The following is a 17,298-nucleotide window of genomic DNA, read 5'->3' on the forward strand; positions in this document are numbered from 1 at the left end:
CCGCACGCGCGCCTGACGAATCAGGTGGCGACGTGCGGACGGAGGCCGACCGTGTGCGCCATGGCGTGCTGGACGACCTCGATCAGGACCTCCTTGACGGAGTCCCGCTCACGGGCGTCGCAGAGGACGACTGGCACATCGGCGTCGAGGTCGAGGGCCTGCCGTACGTCCTCGGCGGGATGACGGGCCGCGCCGTCGAAGCAGTTGACGCCGACCACGAAGGGGATGGAGCGGCGCTCGAAGTAGTCGACGGCGGCGAAGCAGTCCTCCAGACGGCGGGTGTCGGCGAGCACGACGGCACCCAGGGCGCCGGTGGCCAGTTCGTCCCACAGGAACCAGAAACGGTCCTGGCCGGGGGTCCCGAACAGGTACAGCACCAGGTCCTGGCGGAGGGTGATACGACCGAAGTCCATCGCGACGGTGGTGGTGTTCTTGCCCTCCACGCCGTGGGTGTCGTCGACCGGGCGGCCCGCCTCGGTGAGCACCTCCTCGGTGCGCAGTGGCCTGATCTCGCTGACCGCCCCGACGAGGGTCGTCTTGCCCACGCCGAAACCACCGGCCACGAGGATCTTGAGCGTGACGGGCTCGACCGGAGGCCTGCCGCGCTCACTGCGCCCGAAGGCCATCGTTCTTTTCTCCTGCTCGCTGGGGGTCGCACGGCGGCGGTCCGTAGCCTCCGCCGCCAGGGGTCTCGATGACCAGTACGTCGCCGGGACCCACGTCTGCCGAATCACTGCCCTCGAGGCGCAGCACGGTCCCGTCCACGCGCTCCACTCGGTTGGCGCCGAGCCCTCCCGGCATGCCGCCCGCCATGCCGTAGGGCGGGACCCTGCGGTGCTGGGAGAGCGTGGAGACGGTCATGGGCTCCTGGAAGCGGATCCGGCGAACGGCACCGTCCCCGCCACGCCAGCGGCCTTGACCGCCGCTGCCGTACCGTACCGCGAACTCGTCCAGCAGAACCGGAAATCGCCACTCGAGGACCTCGGGATCGGTCAGGCGGGAGTTGGTCATATGGGTCTGGACGACGCTCGCGCCGTGGAAGCCGTCGCCCGCTCCCGAGCCCGAGGCCACGGTCTCGTAGTACTGGTGCCGCTCGTTGCCGAACGTGACGTTGTTCATGGTGCCCGAGCCCTCGGCCTGCACGCCGAGGGCCGCGTACAGGGCACCGGTGACGGCCTGGGAGGTCTCCACGTTGCCCGCGACAACGGCGGCCGGGGGCTCCGGCGCGAGCATGCACCCGGACGGCACGACGATGTCGAGGGGGCGAAGGCAGCCGTCGTTGAGAGGGATGTCGGCGGCGACGAGCGTGCGGAAGACGTACAGGACGGCGGCGTTGACGACCGAGAAGGGCGCGTTGAAGTTGGTGGCGAGTTGTGGGGACGTGCCGGTGAAGTCGACGGTGGCCGAGCGGCTGTCGCGATCGACCCGCACACGGACGCGGATGACGGCCCCGGAGTCGGTCTCGTACGCGCACTCGCCCTCGTCCAGGGCGTCGATGACGCGGCGCACGGCTTCCTCGGCGTTGTCCTGGACGTGCTTCATGTACGCCTGGACCACGTCCACCCCGAAGTTCTCGATCATGCGTCGGACCTCGTCGACGCCCTTCCGGTTGGCGGCGATCTGGGCGCGCAGGTCGGCAAGGTTGGTCCTCGGGTTGCGCGAGGGGTGCGGTGCCTCGGCGAGCAGGCGGTACGTCTCCTCCTCGCGGAAGCGGCCGTCCTCGGCGAGCAGCCAGTTGTCGAAGAGAACGCCCTCCTCCTCGATGGTGCGGCTGTGCGCGGGCATGGACCCCGGTGCGATGCCGCCGATCTCCGCGTGGTGGCCGCGGGAGGCGACATGGAAGAGGATCCGCTCACCCTCCGTGTCGAAGACGGGAGTGATGACGGTGACGTCGGGCAGATGCGTGCCGCCGTGATACGGGTCGTTGACCGCGTACGTGTCTCCCGGACGCATACGGCCGGCGCGTCGTCGGATGACCTCCTTCACGCTGGTGCCCATCGAGCCCAGATGCACCGGGATGTGCGGGGCGTTGGCCACCAGATTGCCCTCGGGGTCGAAGAGCGCGCAGGAGAAGTCCAGGCGTTCCTTGATGTTGACGGACTGGGCCGTCGACTCCAGGCGGGCGCCCATCTGTTCGGCGATGGACATGAACAGGTTGTTGAAGACCTCGAGGAGAACCGGGTCGACTCGAGTACCGAGATCGGAACTCTCCGTAACCGCGGCGCGTTCCATGACCAGATGCCCGCCATCCCTCGCCGCGGCCCGCCAGCCGTCGTCGACGACGGTCGTCGCACTGGCCTCGGTGATGATCGCGGGGCCCATGACGGTTTCGCCGGGTGGCAGGTGTTCCCGGCGGTGCAGAGGCACGTCGCGCCGGACGCCGCCCGTGTGGAGGCGGACGGTCTCGGGTGCGGCGGTGGTGCCTTCGTAGGGGGCGAGGGCGGAGAGATCGGGGGGGTCGGTGATGCCGGTGGCTTCCACGGAGAGGGCTTCGACGACGACCGGACGGTCCAGCGTGAAGGAGTACGTGGCGCGATGACGTTCTTCGAAGGCGTGGTGCATCGTGGCGGGCTCGGTCAGCTCGACGGTGAGCGTGGTGTCCGTGCCGTCGTAACGCAGTTGGGCCCGGCGGACGACCCGGATGTGGTCCTCGGGGACGTCCTCGGCGAGGAGTTCGGCGCGGACGGCGCTTTCCAGGTCGTCGGCGGTCTTGAGGACCCCCGGCATCGAGGAGGGCTCCAGGGGCGCCTCGACGGACTGTTCGCGCATGGCCGTGGTGTCGGCGAGTCCGATGCCGAGAGCGGAGAGCACTCCGGCCATGGGCGGCACGAGGACGGTACGGATGCCGAGGGAGTCCGCGACCATGCAGGCGTGCTGGCCTCCCGCTCCCCCGAAGGTGGTCAGCGCGTACCGGGTGACGTCGTGGCCCTTCTGGACCGAGATCCGCTTGACCGCGTTGGCGATGTTGGCGACGGCGATCTGCAGGTACCCCTCGGCGACCTGTTCGGGAGTGCGGTCGTCGCCGGTCCGTTCGCGGATCTCCCGCGCGAGCGCGGCGAAGCGTTCACGGACGAGCGCCTCGTCGAGGGGCTGGTCGCCGTCCGGGCCGAACACCCGGGGAAAGTGGGCGGGTTGGATGCGGCCGAGCATGACGTTGGCGTCCGTGACCGTGAGCGGACCGCCGCCGCGGTAACAGGCGGGCCCCGGGTCCGCGCCCGCCGAGTCAGGCCCTACGCGGTAGCGGGAGCCGTCGAAGTGCAGGATCGAGCCACCGCCCGCGGCCACGGTGTGGATGTCCAGCATCGGTGCGCGCAGCCGCACGCCCGCAATCTGCGTGGTGAAGACGCGTTCGTACTCGCCCGCGAAGTGCGAGACGTCGGTGGAGGTGCCGCCCATGTCGAAGCCGATGACCCGGTCGAAGCCGGCGAGCTGCGACATCCGTGCCATGCCCACGATCCCGCCCGCGGGACCGGAGAGGACGGCGTCCTTGCCACGGAACTGTCCTGCCTCGGCGAGCCCGCCGTTGGACTGCATGAACATCAGCCGCACGCCCTCGAGTTCGTCGGCGACGTGCTGGACGTAGCGGTGCAGGACGGGCGAGAGGTAGGCGTCGACGACGGCGGTGTCGCCGCGCGGGACCAGTTTCATCAGGGGGCTGACCTCGCTGGAGAGCGAGATCTGGGGGAAGCCGATGCGGGCGGCCACCTCGCCGACGGCCTGCTCGTGGGCGGGGTGCAGATGACTGTGCATGCACACCGCGGCCAGTGCGCGGATCCCGTCGTCGTAGGCCTCCTGGAGCGGCCGTGCGAGGGCGTCCAGGTCCGGGGCGCGCAGGACGGTGCCGTCGGCCGCGATCCGCTCGTCGACCTCGACGACCCGGTCGTACAGGAGCTCGGGCAGTTCGATGGCGCGCGCGAAGATGCTCGGCCGGTTCTGGTAGGCGATCCGCAGGGCGTCCCGGAAGCCTCGGGTGATGACGAGGAGGGTGCGTTCGCCCGTGCGCTCCAGAAGCGCGTTGGTGGCGACGGTGGTGCCCATGCGCACGGCGTCGATCGGACCGTCGTCCTCGAGGAGTGCGCGCACGCCCGCCACGGCCGCGTCGGCGTACCGGTGGGGGTTGTCCGACAGAAGTTTGTGGGTGAGCAGGCGGCCGTCGGGGCGGCGCGCGACGATGTCGGTGAAGGTACCGCCGCGGTCGACCCAGAACTGCCAGCCCGTGGTCACGTCCATCTCTCCGATCGTGCTGCTCGGAACCGCGCCCGCAGGGTGATCGGCACGCTGCGGTTGGTCGTCGACGATCGGTCAGATCATAACGGGCGGGGCGTCACCCCGCCGGTTTGCGTACGGGAGGAGCGGCTGCGGCCCCTTCCTCCGGCTGGCGCTTCCGCGCGCTCGCCCGGAGGGCGCGAAGAGCCGGGGTCACAGGGCCCGCAGGCCGCTGATCACATCGCGCAGGATGCTCTCGTCCACCAGTTCGGCGGGCGGCACGGGGCGTGTCACATGCACCAGTTGCCCGTCCACGAGGTCCCCCACGAGGACACGCACCACGCCGACGGGCAGATCGAGTTCGGCGGCGAGTTCGGCGACGGACTGGGGCGTGTCACGGCAGAGTTCGACGATGTCCACGTGTTCCGGGGACAGCGACGAATCCGCCTCAGGATCGTCCACATGCGGCTCCGCGACGACCACCGCGATCAGGTCGAGGCGGTGCTGGGCCGCATGACTGGTGCGGCCGCGCGTCATGGCGTACGGACGGACCACCGGCCCGGCCTCGTCGTCGAACCAGCGACTGCTTCCCTGATCGTCTCCGCTCATGCCATCCCACTACCCGCCCAAGGGCAGATCGGTGCGCGGAGCTGAGCCCAGATGTACGCCGACGCGCTTGACGAGGAGGGTCATCTCGTACGCCACCTGGCCGATGTCGGAGTCGGCGTCGGCCAGGACGGCGAGGCAACTGCCGTCGCCGGCGGCCGTCACGAACAGGAATGCCTCGTCGAGTTCGACGACCGTCTGCCGGACACCGCCCGCGTCGAAGTGGCGGCCGACCCCCTTGGCGAGGCTGTGGAATCCCGAGGCGACCGCGGCCAGGTGCTCACTGTCCTCCCGGCTCAGCTCCTTGGAGACCCCTGTGGGCAGGCCGTCGCTCGAGAGCACGAGTGCCTTGCGGATGCTGGCGACACGCTCCACCAGGTCGTCGAGGAGCCAATTCAGCTCGCCCGACGCCTTCTTGGTGACGTTGTCCCCTGCGGCATTCGGTGCGGTCATCGACCGTCCCCCTTTGTCGTTCCTCGTGCTGAGCCGTCCAGGGCGTCATCGCCCGCGGCGTTCTCGTCGCGGCCACGCTGCCAGCCCCGCTGGAGCGAGGCGAAACGGCTGCGGACCTCGTCGGCGTCACGCTCGGCCGGAACCGCTCCGTTCGCGGTGCGGGGCCGGTCCTCGGTGGCGCCACGGTCGGGGCCTTCCTTCAACTGCGGGGCCAGACTGGCCTGCCGTATGCGGCGGGGCAGCGAGCCCGCACCCGACTGAGCCGGCCCCGTCTCGGAGTCCTTTTGCGAGGCCGTCCCCTCCTCCGGTCCGGCAAGGTGCCGGGCGTGGCGGCGCTGGCGCAGGGCAGGGCTCTCGGAACGTTCAGCCTGCAAACGTGCGGCTCCTTCCGAAGGTTCCCGGCGGCTCGACCGATGCCCGGTTTCCTCACGTCCCGTCGGATCGTGATCTGTCGGACCGCTGTCCTTCCCGGACCCTTCGCGCCGCGGGCCCGGTCCCGTCACCGGGCGGCCGTGCGAGCTGACGAGCTTGGGGGTGTGGCGCCGGGGAAGCGGAACCAGCGCGCCCGGAACATCGGCCTCGCCGGAGCGGGCCGGTTCACGCCGGGTGTCGTGCGCCTGCTGGTGCTGCTCGCCCGGGGCCTGCGTGAAGGAGCGGCGGGGGCGGAAGAGGCCGCCGCGTTCGCTGTCCCCGTCGTCGAGGCCATCGGGGAAGTCGTCGAGCTCGTCCAGATCGACGGGCGCCTCCAGTTCCACCGGACCGTCCAGGATCGATACCGGAAGGCCGGGGAGCCTGACAGGCACCTGGGACAGCGCCGCAGCGCTGTCCCCTTCGGCCGCGGCACCCTTCTCGGGCATCGGCCGGTCGAGCCGGAAGCCGATTCCGTTGGTGTCGGGGGCGTCGTCGGTCAGCAGGGTGTCGGGGATGAAGACGACGGCCGTGGTGCCGCCGTAGGGGGACGGCTGGAGGGAGACGCGGACGTTCTGCCGCTGGGCGAGCCGGCTGACCACGAACAGGCCGAGCCGATCGGTGTCGGAGAGTTCGAACTCGGGGGTCTCCGCGAGCCGAAGATTGGCGTCCAGGAGCGCCTCGGCGGGCATGCCGAGGCCGCGGTCGTGGATTTCCAGCGTGAAACCGTTGGCGACCCGTTCACCGAGCACCTGGACCGCGGTGTGCGGCGGCGAGAACACGGTGGCGTTCTCCAGGAGTTCGGCCACCAGGTGGGTGAGGTCGGCGACCGCGGGCCCCGTGACGGCGACCCGCGGCAGCCGGCGCACCTCGATGCGCTCGTAGTCCTCGACCTCGGCGACGGCGGCGCGTACCACGTCCATCAGCTGGATCGGCTTGCGCCACTGCCGGGAGGGGGCGGCACCGGAGAGGATGACCAGACCCTCGGCGTGACGGCGCATGCGCGTGGTCAGATGGTCGAGACGGAACAGGTCGGCGAGTTCCTCGGTGTCCTCGGTCCTGCGTTCCATGGTGTCGAGCAGGGTGAGCTGCTTGTGCAGCAGCACCTGACTGCGGCGGGCGAGGTTGACGAAGACCTCGGAGACCCCGGCCCGCAATTCGGCCTGTTTGACGGCCGCCTCGACGGCCGCGCGCTGAAGGGTGTTCAAGGCCTGGCCGACCTCGCCGATCTCGTTCTTGTCGTACTCCAGCCTCGGCGCCTCGGTCTCCACGTCGACCTGTTCGCCGGCGGAGAGCCGGCGCATCACGCTGGGCATCCGCACCCCGGACGCCTCGTGCGCCTCCAGGCGCAGTCGGCGCAGATCCCGGATGAGGCCGCGGCCGATGCGCGCGGACAGGAACAACGAGACCAGCAGCGCGACGAGGCCGAGGACGCCCGCGACGGCCGCCTTGACGATGACCCTGACGGCGAGGGGGTGGACGCGGTCCTGGTAGCGGTCCCCGGCCTGCCGGCTCATGGTGTCGAGCCGGGCGAGGACCTGGCCGGCGGCCTCGTCCCAGCTCTTGGCGGTCACGCCGTGCGGGATGCCGGAGGTGCCGTTGACGACGGCCCGTTCCGCCACGCGCAGGGACGCGGTGTCGGCGTTGTTCCAGTAGCGCTGGAAGCGTCCGCTCTCCGATGCCGGCAGCAGTGACAGGCTGACGTCGTACATCACGGCACGCTGGGCGACGAGGTCGGAGACCTCGTGGATCTCCTCGTGGGTGATGCGGCCGGCGACGAGGGCGGAGCCCAGAAGGGCGTCCTCGCGGGAGAGCAGCTCGCGGGCCCGGGAGACATCGACGAGGGCCCGGCCCTGCTTGTCCATCTCCACGTTGTCGAGGGCCTGCAGGTTGGCCAGGAGCGTGAAACAGGGGTCGACCAGGCGGTCGTAGAGGTCGAGGGTCTGGGAGCGGTTGACGGTGCCGTCCTCGACGCTGCGGCGCAGCGACACGATGCCGTCGAGGGCGTCCAGGATCGAGGAGAGGTGCTCCGAGGAGCTCGGGCCCATGTCCTCGTACAGGCTCTCGTTGTTGCTGTTGCGCCGGAGTTTGGACACGACCTTGTCGGTGGCGGCACGACTGCGGCGGAGCGCGGCGAGGGCGTCCGCGGCGCGCGGGTCGGCGAGGTAGACGAGGGTCTCGCGCCGTTCCTGTTGCAGCACGCGGATGGTGTCCTCGGTGGGGTAGCCCACCCTTTCGACGACATTCGAGACATCGAACAGCGCCTGGGCCTCACGTCCGGTGAGCGCCGTGGCGAATGCCCAGATGGCGGTCAGGGACAGCAGCGGCACGAGAAGCAGCGCCACGATCTTCCGGCGGATGGACTTCCCGCGAAAGCGCATGGCCTCCCCCAGCTCGACCCCCTAGGCCCGGGGGTACACGTGTACGTCAACAAACGGCGCGAGCCTACTACCGACACGCCCGTATCTCGAAGGGCGGGCGGAGCGCACACCGCACGGGCGGCCAATGGGACATGGGCAGTTGTCCCGTCATTGCGGGAGATTGCCTCCCCGAAACGGGCGCGGCGCGATCCGCATCGGGCCGGGAACGCGGGGCTCTTGGCCGGAATCTTTCGCCCGGGGGGAATCTTCGCGGATCGCCGATCGTCTCCCTGTACGGGAAACGGGGGCGGATTCGGCCGCAGCCGCCGCATGCCGCACTCAGCTGGCGTAAAGCAGCGCAAGCCGGGCACCTACTGGGGAGCCGGGGGTTGTACGACACGGGGCGGAGGTCTGCGGGTGGTGGGGAGTGACGACTTGATGGGCACGGCGGAGCTACGCGAGACGCCGGAGACGGGCGCCTGGGTGTCCACGGCGGCGCGACGGGGGGCTCGGTCACCGGATCACGGCATTCCGGCGGACACGGACCCTGGGATACCGGAGGGGCGCGAACAAGAGGGGTGGGGCACCGCGTTGGACGAGGAAAGGTACGAGGTCCCGTACCACCGGCCGTTGTGGATCGAGGAGCCGGCGCGCCGGCGGCGGCTGCCGGACCCCGTGCGCACCGCGGCGGTGCGCGCGGTGCTCATCATCGCGGTGACGCTGACGCAGGCGGTGATCGCCTTCCTGTGCACGCTCGCCGGCTCCTGGCTGGCCTTCCCCATGGTCCTCAGCAGTGTGGCCGGCACCGTGGTGGCGACCTGGGGCGTGCTCGACGTCTGGATCACGCGCCAGGTCTGGAACCAGCGCCATGGCGTGGTGTCGGACCCGAGCAGTACAGCCCGTGCTCTGCGCCGAGAGCGCCGTACTGCCCGGCGTCAGGCAGGGGCCGCGGAGCAGCGACAGGAGCGGATACGCCGGCAGGGCAGCGCCGGACAGCTGTCACACCCGTGACGCCGGGGGCGACGCGGCCGAGTCGCACGGTGCCGCGCCCGGCTCCCCTTCCTACGGGACGTCCACGGCCGGTCGTCTGAACATCCGCGTCGCCGTGATCTCGCTGTGCACCGCCTCTCCTGCCTGGGGCTGTTGCGGCAGCCCCGGTCGGAGATGCTCCTCCACACGGATGTACTTCAGTCCGGCCCGCAGGTCGGCATCGTTGCGCAGCCGGATGACCAGCGGGAACTCGGCCAGTGCGGTCGTGTCGAACAGCCCGGTGGTGTACAGGAGCTGGACGCCGAGCGCGTCCGAGACGGCGCGCTGGAGCTCCAGCAGATACGTGGCGTTGGCGCGTCCGATGGGGTTGTCCAGGAACAGCGTGCCCGCGTGGCGGTGCCTGTCGCGGCCGCGGTCGTTGCTGCGCAGTGCCGCCATCGTGCAGTACAGCGCGATGGCCGCGGTGAGCAACTGGCCACCGGAGAACACATCTCCCATCTGTCCGACGGGCACACGCTCGGCGCGCAGCACGGCGTCCGGCTTGAGGATCTCGACCGCGACTCCCTTGGGCTGGAGGGCCGCGCTGACCCCTCGCAGGAGCAGCGACATGCCGTCACGCCTCAGGTCGGAGTTCTTCCTGACGGCCGCACGGGTCGCCTCGTCGATGACCTGGCCGAGCCGTTCGGTGAGCGCGGCCTGGTCGGGCTCCTCGAAGCGGATGCGCAGGAACTCCTGCCCGGACCATTCGCCGAGTCCCTCGGGGAGCCGCGAGAGCCGCTGTGCCGACCGCAGCGTGGCGAGCGCCGACTCGACGAGCCCCCTCAGCCGGTCCACGATCGAGTCACGATTGCGCTCCAGCTGGGCCAGCTCGTCGGTCAGCACGCGCAGTCGGGGCGCGAAGGCATCCGCCCACCGCTGTGCGTGCTCCGGCAGCGCCGACGCGGGCAGTTCGCGGATCTGCTGCCGGGCGGGCGTACGGACCTGCTCATAACGGGTGGAGTTGGCATGCCGGACGAGCACGTCGGAGGCTTCGCGCACGGCCGCCTCCGCCGCGGACAGGTCGGTGGCACAGCCGCGCAGCGACCGGCGGGTCTCGGCGGCGGCCTGCCGGGCCTGCTCGAGCGTACCCGGATAGGGCTCGGGCTCCTCCTGTTCCTCCTCGACGGCGTGTTCCCGCAGCAGATCCCGGAGCATCGCCGCGACCTCGTCGAAGCCGCTCGCCGCGTCCTCGGCGGCCCGGTGGGCCTCCAGCAGTTCGGCGTGGGCCTCGCGGGCCTGGCCGAGTGCCTCGACATGGGAGGAGAGTTCGGACGTCGCCGTGCGCAGCAGGACCTGCGCGTGCTCGGTGTCCCGGGGGGCCAGTTCTCCGGGGAGCTCGGTGTGGGCCTGCCCGTTCTCCGGCGCGTGCCGCTCGGCCTCGCCGCGCAATCGGCCGAGCTGCTCGCTCGCCGTCGACATCCGCGCCTCCAGCAACTGCACCAGCTCCTCGGCGCGCGCCGCGGCGGCCTGCCGGGACGGGCCGTCGGAACCGTCCGGGGACTCGAGGAGCTGCCCGGCACGCGACCGCACCTTGTTGCTGAGCCGGTCCAGTTCTGCGAGCGCGGCGGACTCGTCGCTCTCGGCCCGTGCCTGTTCGGCCCGCAGGTCGGCGCCGACGCCGACCTTTTCGTACACCTGAGAGGCGGCACGGTAGGCCTCGCGGAGTGCCGGCAGGGACGACCTGGGGGCGCCGGCGTCGTCCGCCGGTACGTCGTCGGGGGCTCCCGCGATCTCCGCGCGCTCGGCGCGCAGCGCACGCGCGGTGCGGCGGGCGTCGTCGGCGGCGCGCTGGGCGGCCCTCCGGTCCTCGTCGGCTGCCCGGGCGCGCTCCAGACACGACTGGGCGCGGGCTTCCGACTCGACCGCCTCGTCGGCGAGTTCCCGCAGCTTGGCCTGCCAGCCGGCGCGCTCACGCAGCCGGAAGGCGAGGCCGGCGAGTGCGTCGGCGGCGCGCCGCGCCCGCTGCGCGGCCTCCTGGCGCTCATCGCGCACCTGGGCGGCCTCGGTCGCCGCCTCGTCGGCCTCGGCACGAACGGTGCGGGCCTCGGTCAGCTCGGCCTCGGCCTCCTCCGCGAAGACGCGCGCGTCCCGGGCGGCCGTGGCAAGTTCGGTGAGGCGCCCGGCGGGGCAGCCGGTGCGCCAGGAAGCCAGCCGGGCCGTCAGCTCGCGGTCCTTGCCGAGCCGTGCCGCCAGGGCCCGGATCTCCTCGTCCCGCTCGGTGGCCCGGGCGCGCAGCGCCTGCCGCTCCTCGTCGGCGGCGTGCTCGTCGTGCATGGCCGGATTCGGCGGCACGAGGAAGACGCCACCCTCGCCCTCGTCGAGGGCAGGGGTCAGGGCGAGCAGCGCGGCCGCGGTCCCGACGGCGACGGCGGAACGCGGCAGCAGCGCCGCGTCGCTCAGCGCGTCACGGGCCCGGGCGTGCGTGTCCGGGTCGGTGATGATCACTCCGTCGACCAGTTCGGGACGGGCGGCCAGCACGCGCGCATGGTCGGCGGGGTCGACGGCCTGCGCGAGGTAGCGCCAGCCCGGGAGCGCCGGAATGCCGTGCTCGCCGAGGAACTCGACGGTCGCCAGCACGTCCGGGCCCGGGGGCAGCAGCCCCCCGTCGCCGAGGGCACCGAGGATGCGCGCGTCGTCGGCCGCCGCGGTCCGCAGCTCGAAGAGCTGCCGTTCGGCGGAGGCGACGAAGTCCTCGAGCAGCTCGCGCAGTTCGTCGGCGAAGCGGTCCAACTCCTCGGCGGTGAGGGAGCCACCCTCCGCGGCCGCTTCCGCCGCGTTCGCCTCCTCGTCACGGCGGGGCCGGGGAACCCGGGCCCCGCCAGTGCCCGACAGGCTCAGCAGCTCCGACAGCCGCTGCTCCGCCGCCAGCGCCTCAGCGGTGCGCTGCTCGGCCTCGTACGCCCGCTCGGCGGCCATGGCCGCGTCGGCCGAGCGGGCGGCCGTCAGTTCCGCACGGGACTCGGCGGACGCCGCCTCCCGGGCGTGCTCGGACGCCCGGCGGGACGCCTCCCGCGCGGTGTCCCAGGCGGCGACGGCCGCCTTCTCCGCATCGCTCGCGGCGAGTGCGGCCCGAGCCGGGTCGGCGTCCGGCGCGCTGTCGTCCAGCCACCCCGCACGTACCGCCTCGGCGGTCTCCTGCTCGACCTCGGCGAGCCGCTGGCGCAGATGTCCCACCTCACTGCGCGCACGCTGTGCCTCCGTGGCGGCGGCGGTCGCGTCCCGGTGTGCAGACTCGCCGGCCGCCTGGAGGGCGGCGGACCGTTCTTCCTCCTCGTTGGCGAGGGTCTCGGCGCTCGTGGCGGCGGCGTGCAGCGCCCGGACGAGATCCACGGCGGCCTTGGCGCGCGCGGCGAGTGCCGGCGCGGCGTCCCGCTCGGCTTCGCGGATGGCGGCCGCCACGCGGGCCGAGCGGTCCGCGGCGGCGCGGTGGCGCAGCACGGCCTCGGCGGCCTGCCACGCCGAGTACAGCTGACGCGCGTCGGCGAGTTCGCGCTTCTGCGCGGCTGCCGCCTTCTCCGCTCCGGCCAGGGCCAACGAGGCGTGCCGGTACGAGAGTTCGGCCGCGGCGAGGGCACTGCGCTCGCGGGCGCCTTCGGCATGCGTGACCGCGTGGGCGGCGGCGGTGACCCGCTGGGCCAGGTCCGTGGCCCGTACCCGCTCGCGCACCCCCCGCGCCGACAATCGCCGGGCAAGGGTGCGGGTCCGTCGCTCGGCGCCCGCATGGATGTCCCGGGCCCGTGACCGCGCTTCGGCCGCGTCGACGATGCGCCCGAGCAGATCCACCGACCCGGCGGTGAAGTCGCGCTCGGCGATCAGCTCGGAGCGCCGTCCCAGCTTGTTGCCGAAACCGCTGACCAGGTCGGCGAGCCCGTCGGTGTCCCGGGTGTCGGTCACGGCCCGCAGCAGCAGGTCCGTGAAGTCGGAGTCCTTCTTGACCGCGAAGAGACCGGCCGCCTCACCCTCGTCGGCGTTCATCTCCCGCTGGTATCGGAAGAGTTCGGGATCCAGGCCGAGGTCCGTCAGATGTTCGTTCCAGCGGTCGTGGATCTCCTCCCAGTGCACTTCGAGATGCGGATACGCCTTGCCCGCCTCCGTCAGGGCGTCCCGGAAGCCCTTCATCGTGCGGCGCCGTCCCGTCGCCCCGGAAGCACCCTCGGCGGGCGGCCGTACGGCGGTGGACTCGGCGACCGGCAGATTGTCGAGGCTGAGCCCGGGGCCGGGCCGGAACGAGTACCAGGCCTCCGCGAACTTCCGCGGATCGCTGGAGACCTGGCGTCCCCGCCATTCGCTCACCTTGCCGACCACCACGCACTCGCCGGTCAGTGTGTGCTGCCACTCCAGGGCCACATGCCCGCAGTCGTCGGCGAGCAGGAACTTGCGCAGCACACCTGAACTGGCGCCGCCGAGCGTGTTGCGGTGACCTGGCAGCATCACCGAGAAGATCAGCTTGAGCAGGACGGACTTGCCGCCACCGTTCTCCAGGAAGAGCACACCCGCAGGCGCCGGACGGCGCGGCGGACCCAAGGGCTCCTCTTCGAAGAACTCGGCCTGGGTGGGCGCGGGGTCGCGTACCGGATCACCCACACCCCGCAGGTCCAGCACGGTGTCGGCATAGCGCGCACCGGCCGGCCCGATGGAGTAGAGGCTGACCCGGGACAGCTCGTACATGGCGGGGGACTCTCGTCGTCGGTCTTGCTGAGTCTGCGGAGATGCGGAAGAAGGAAAGCCGTGGGGCTTCAGGCTCTTCCGGAGTGGAACGGCAGTCCGGCGTCGGCCACCAGTTCCAGGTCGTCGGTGTCCTCGGCGGGCAGCAGGGTGGCCGTGCCGTCGGTCACCGGGACCACGCCCAGTTCGAGGAGTTCGGCCATGGCGGCGCTGCCCGCCATGTCGCGCACCTGGAGCTGGTAGCGGGCCGTTGTGCGATACGTGCCGCCGTTGTCGTCGCCCGTGCGCTGCAGGAATCCGGAATCCGTGAGGAACGCGACGGCCTTGCCGACGATGCCCGTGGTGGAACCCGCGAGCCGGCGAGCGTCCTTGGTGGCCCCTGTCGCGCTCCGTCTGGCCCAGATCCGCCAGGCCGCCTCCAGTCCCGGCGTCTCCGTCGCCGGGTCGGTGTTCTCCCCCTGCTCCTCGGCCCGCTCCTCGAGACGACGGCAGGCCTGGCGTACGAACGCGTCGACGCCGTTGACCGTGACACGACCGATGTAGCCGTCGTCGGCCAGGTCCTCGGGGCGCGGGAACGCCAACGCGGCGACGGCGAGATGGGCGAGTCCGTGCAGGAACCGGTCGCCGGAGTCGGCGGAGGTGCGACGCGCGTAGTCGCCCATGCGGACGGCGAACAGGGAGTCCTCGGCGGCGGTCACGGCCATGCCCGCGCGCGGGGACACCTCCAGCACCACCAGGCCGAGCCCGGTGGCGACGGCGTCGGCGAGCCGCGCGAACTGCGGATTCTCGCGGTAGCGGCGCAGCAGCTCCGTGTACTCCTGATCACGGGCGGGCTGGAGCTTGGGCTGCAGCCCGAAGGCGACGAGCCGCGCCGCGTCGGCGGCGTCGGCGGGAGTGACGGCGGCACTCACCGGCGCGGCGGCGGCCTCCGGCTCGCTCCACTCGACGTGCTCGGTCACGGTTGGGGCTCCTCATGGGGCTGGTACTGATGGCTGGTCATGCCGCTTCCGTCCGGTCCGCCGCCATGCCCGCCGCGTCCAGCAGTGCCGTACCGACGATCAGGTCGGCACCGCCGAACTCCGGATCGTCCAGCTCCGTGCCGTCGTCCACGGCGAACAACAGCTTCTGCTCGCCCTGCCGGTAGGCCGTGCCGACCGGTGGGCTGGCCGCGTGCACGGCCAGCAGGGCCACCAGGTACGGCAGTTCCGGGTCCTGGCGGCGCGCCTGTGCCAGCAGTCCGGACAGCCGTCGCGGTGCGTCCGCGGGCAGGTCGAGCAGCTCCAGCGCGGCGGCCAGCTGCTCCTCGCCGAACCGGCTGTCGTCGGGCGTGGCGATCAGGTCCGGCTCGGGCATCTCGGCGCCGAGGTGCTCGCGCTCCACGGGGGGCGTCAGGAGCAGGTCGACGAGGTCCCCGACCCGCACGGACCCGGGAGTGCGCAGCCCCGTCCCGTGAGTGAAGAAGGCGTCAGTGACGCGGATCGCCTGCTCCAGCGGAAGCGGCAGCAGCGGCGCGAGAAGGTGCCCGTACAGATCCGTCCCCGAGGTCGCCGGCGGTGTGGAGAACGCCTGCCGGTCCTGCTCGGCGCGGAACAGCGGACCCGCTTCCAGAAGCCGCGACTGCAACTGGGTGTGTCTGCGGATGCAGTCCTTGACGATGTCGACGAGCTCGGCGGCGCGCCGCTTCTGCTCGGGGTCCTCGGACTCGTCGCGGGCCCTGCGGATATTGGTGAGGATGGCGTTCTCGTGGCGGTAGCGGTCGGCGACATGGTCGAGGGCCTCGGCGATCATGTCCGGCACCGCGTTGAGCCAGTCCACCGCCCGGACGTTGCGCCGGGTCGCCTCGAGGGTCCTGCGCAGCGACTCCGAGTACTGCACGGTCCGGTAGCGGGCCTGTTCGGCGGCGAGCTGGGCGTCGGCGAGGCGCCCTCGGCTGATCAGCACATCGAGCTTGACCTCGGCGGCGATCTGGGCGCTGGTGACGTCCGTGTCGAGGGCGCCGACCAGGACGTTGACCGCCTCGTCCGTCGTCCTCAGGTAGACGCCTCCGCCGTATCCCGGCACCTCCTCGATCAACTTGAAGTCGTAGTCCCGGCGGACATATGCACCATCCACCGTGAACGTGCCGTACACGGCGCGGAAGCCGCGGTCGACGCTGCCGACGTTGACCAGGTTCTCCAGGACCCAGCGGGCCACCCGTTCGTGCTCGGCGACCGGGCGCTGCGGGGCCTGGGCGGCGATGCGCGGGATGAGCCGGGCCACGATCTGGTCGTGGTCCGCTCCCGTGTCGAAGTCCATGTTCAGCGTGACCAGATCGATGGCGGCCAGGGCCACCTCCGCCATCCCGTACACCGAGTACTCGCCCGCGAGGTTCGCCTTGCGCACATCGAGGTCGTGCAACGGCGCGGTGCAGGCGAGCGCGCGCAGCCGCCGCGCCAGCCCCTCGTCGGCGGCCGGGCCGGGAGCAGGGCGCGGCCCCGCGCCGAGCTGGGGCGGAACACGGTCCGTCGATACAGGCGAAGTCACGGTGCACAGATTAGGTCCTCGGTCTGACAACGACCCAAACAGCACGGGTGCGCCGTAGTGCCCGCGCTGTCCCACCGATGTGGGGGACCTGCTACTCGACACCGACCCGCCGCCGGTAGTCCTCGACGATCCGCTCCACCGAGTCGTGGAGACAGACCTCGAGGAGTTCCTCCGCCTCGACCCGGTCGCCGGCCCCCAGGGCCCGGAGGATCTGCTGGCTGCGCTCGAGGTACGGCTCGTACAGCCGCCGCGGATCGTCCACGACGTGGAAGGCGAGCCGCAGTTCGGCGAAGACGCCGCGCATCAGCTCGTTCCCGCGTTCCCTGCCCGCGAGCGCCACCAGCTCCCGATGGAAGTGGATGTCGGCCGTGCCCAGCCCTTTCCCGCGAGGCCTCGTTCGACGGTCACCGTGGCGGTCGGGGCGCGCCCTGTCCGGTCACCGTGGACGGACGTCCCGCGCCCTGGAGAGCGCCGGTGCGCGTTGCCGCGGCGCGCTGCTCGACATCGGACCCGCGCGGTCCGGGGTGCGCAGCTACCTCGCCGTCTCGGGCGGTGTGACCGTGGTGCTCGGCACCCGCTCCACGGACCTGCCCTCCGGGCTCGGCCCACCACCGCTCACGTGCGGTGCCGTGCTGTCCTGGGGAGGCCGGAGGGTGTCCCCGCGTCCGTGGACGCCGCTCCGCAGCCTGGTCCGCCGGCCGAACTGGTCTACCTGTGACGCTCGGTCCGCGCGACGACTGGTTCGCGGCGGACGCGGTCCGCACGTTCCTCACCCGCGCGTACCGCGTGTCCTCGGCGGGCAACCGGGGGTCTGCGCACCGAGGGTCCCCCGCTGGAGCGCGCCCGGCCGGGGGCGCTCCCCAGTGAGGGAACGGTGCTGGGAGCGGTCCAGGTGCCGCCCCGGCGGCAGTCCGGTCGTCTTCCTGGCCGACCATCCGGCGACCGGGGGGTACCCGATGATCGCGGTCGTCCGGCCGGCCTCGCGGCCGCCGCCCAGGCGACTTTGGGCACCCCCGTGCTTTTCACGGCCGTGAGCCGCCGTCAGGCG

Annotated in this window: 9 protein-coding genes and 2 pseudogenes; 2 read left to right on the forward strand and 9 right to left on the reverse strand. The window is 71.9% G+C overall.

Translation table 11 applies throughout. From position 1 onward, the window contains the following. Positions 1–20: 20 nt before the first annotated feature. From VXC91_RS00905 to VXC91_RS00925, 5 genes are all read right to left on the reverse strand, one after another. The gene (locus VXC91_RS00905; protein ID WP_329504346.1) at positions 21–626 is read right to left on the reverse strand and encodes a GTP-binding protein; all 606 of its coding nucleotides are present in this window, start codon (positions 624–626) and stop codon (positions 21–23) included. Continuing rightward, entirely contained in the window at positions 607–4,230 is a 3,624-nt protein-coding gene (locus VXC91_RS00910; RefSeq protein ID WP_329504348.1) for a hydantoinase B/oxoprolinase family protein, read from the reverse strand. Before VXC91_RS00910 ends, VXC91_RS00905 begins: the two co-directional genes overlap by 20 nt. A 189-nt stretch (positions 4,231–4,419) precedes the next feature. Beyond that, a complete protein-coding gene (locus tag VXC91_RS00915; protein WP_329504350.1) occupies positions 4,420–4,815 on the reverse strand; it encodes a DUF742 domain-containing protein in 396 nt (131 codons plus the stop codon). A 9-nt stretch (positions 4,816–4,824) separates the two neighbouring features. Further along, positions 4,825–5,265: a roadblock/LC7 domain-containing protein gene (locus VXC91_RS00920; RefSeq protein WP_329504352.1), complete on the reverse strand. Its 441-nt coding sequence runs from the start codon at positions 5,263–5,265 to the stop codon at positions 4,825–4,827. After that, positions 5,262–8,054 carry a sensor histidine kinase gene (locus VXC91_RS00925; RefSeq protein ID WP_329504354.1) on the reverse strand — a complete coding sequence of 931 codons (2,793 nt, stop codon included), beginning with the start codon at positions 8,052–8,054 and terminating at the stop codon, positions 5,262–5,264. The genes VXC91_RS00920 and VXC91_RS00925 overlap by 4 nt, the downstream gene beginning before the upstream one ends. Before the next feature lie 417 nt (positions 8,055–8,471). Between VXC91_RS00925 and VXC91_RS00930 the strand changes: the two genes are divergently transcribed. Continuing rightward, positions 8,472–9,044 carry a hypothetical protein gene (locus VXC91_RS00930; protein ID WP_329504355.1) on the forward strand — a complete coding sequence of 191 codons (573 nt, stop codon included), beginning with the start codon at positions 8,472–8,474 and terminating at the stop codon, positions 9,042–9,044. Positions 9,045–9,095: 51 nt separating this feature from the next. On the opposite strand, the gene VXC91_RS00935 is transcribed toward VXC91_RS00930, so the two are convergent. The 4 genes and pseudogenes from VXC91_RS00935 to VXC91_RS00950 all read right to left on the reverse strand — a co-directional run. Further along, positions 9,096–13,730: a coiled-coil domain-containing protein gene (locus tag VXC91_RS00935; protein ID WP_329504357.1), complete on the reverse strand. Its 4,635-nt coding sequence runs from the start codon at positions 13,728–13,730 to the stop codon at positions 9,096–9,098. Between the two features lie 68 nt (positions 13,731–13,798). Beyond that, positions 13,799–14,686 (reverse strand): hypothetical protein, encoded by an 888-nt coding sequence (locus VXC91_RS00940; protein ID WP_329504359.1) that lies wholly within the window; start codon positions 14,684–14,686, stop codon positions 13,799–13,801. A 37-nt stretch (positions 14,687–14,723) separates the two neighbouring features. Continuing rightward, positions 14,724–16,250, reverse strand: a complete 1,527-nt coding sequence (locus VXC91_RS00945) for a hypothetical protein (RefSeq protein WP_329504361.1) — start codon at positions 16,248–16,250, stop codon at positions 14,724–14,726. Between the two features lie 91 nt (positions 16,251–16,341). After that, positions 16,342–16,632: pseudogene (locus VXC91_RS00950) on the reverse strand (FCD domain-containing protein); the annotation flags it as partial. A gap of 6 nt (positions 16,633–16,638) precedes the next feature. On the opposite strand from VXC91_RS00950, the pseudogene VXC91_RS00955 reads away from it, so the two are divergent. Further along, positions 16,639–17,292, forward strand: a pseudogene (locus VXC91_RS00955) (5-oxoprolinase subunit C family protein); the annotation flags it as partial. Positions 17,293–17,298 lie beyond the last annotated feature (6 nt).

The sequence above is a fragment of the Streptomyces chiangmaiensis genome, from assembly GCF_036281785.1.
Taxonomy (GTDB): domain Bacteria; phylum Actinomycetota; class Actinomycetes; order Streptomycetales; family Streptomycetaceae; genus Streptomyces; species Streptomyces chiangmaiensis.

Coding starts and splice junctions, on each gene's coding strand:
- VXC91_RS00905 (WP_329504346.1), bottom strand. CDS start 626: ATGGCCTTCGGGCGCAGTGAGCGCGGCAGGCCTCCGGTCGAGCCCGTC.
- VXC91_RS00910 (WP_329504348.1), bottom strand. CDS start 4,230: ATGGACGTGACCACGGGCTGGCAGTTCTGGGTCGACCGCGGCGGTACC.
- VXC91_RS00915 (WP_329504350.1), bottom strand. CDS start 4,815: ATGAGCGGAGACGATCAGGGAAGCAGTCGCTGGTTCGACGACGAGGCC.
- VXC91_RS00920 (WP_329504352.1), bottom strand. CDS start 5,265: ATGACCGCACCGAATGCCGCAGGGGACAACGTCACCAAGAAGGCGTCG.
- VXC91_RS00925 (WP_329504354.1), bottom strand. CDS start 8,054: ATGCGCTTTCGCGGGAAGTCCATCCGCCGGAAGATCGTGGCGCTGCTT.
- VXC91_RS00930 (WP_329504355.1), top strand. CDS start 8,472: ATGGGCACGGCGGAGCTACGCGAGACGCCGGAGACGGGCGCCTGGGTG.
- VXC91_RS00935 (WP_329504357.1), bottom strand. CDS start 13,730: ATGTACGAGCTGTCCCGGGTCAGCCTCTACTCCATCGGGCCGGCCGGT.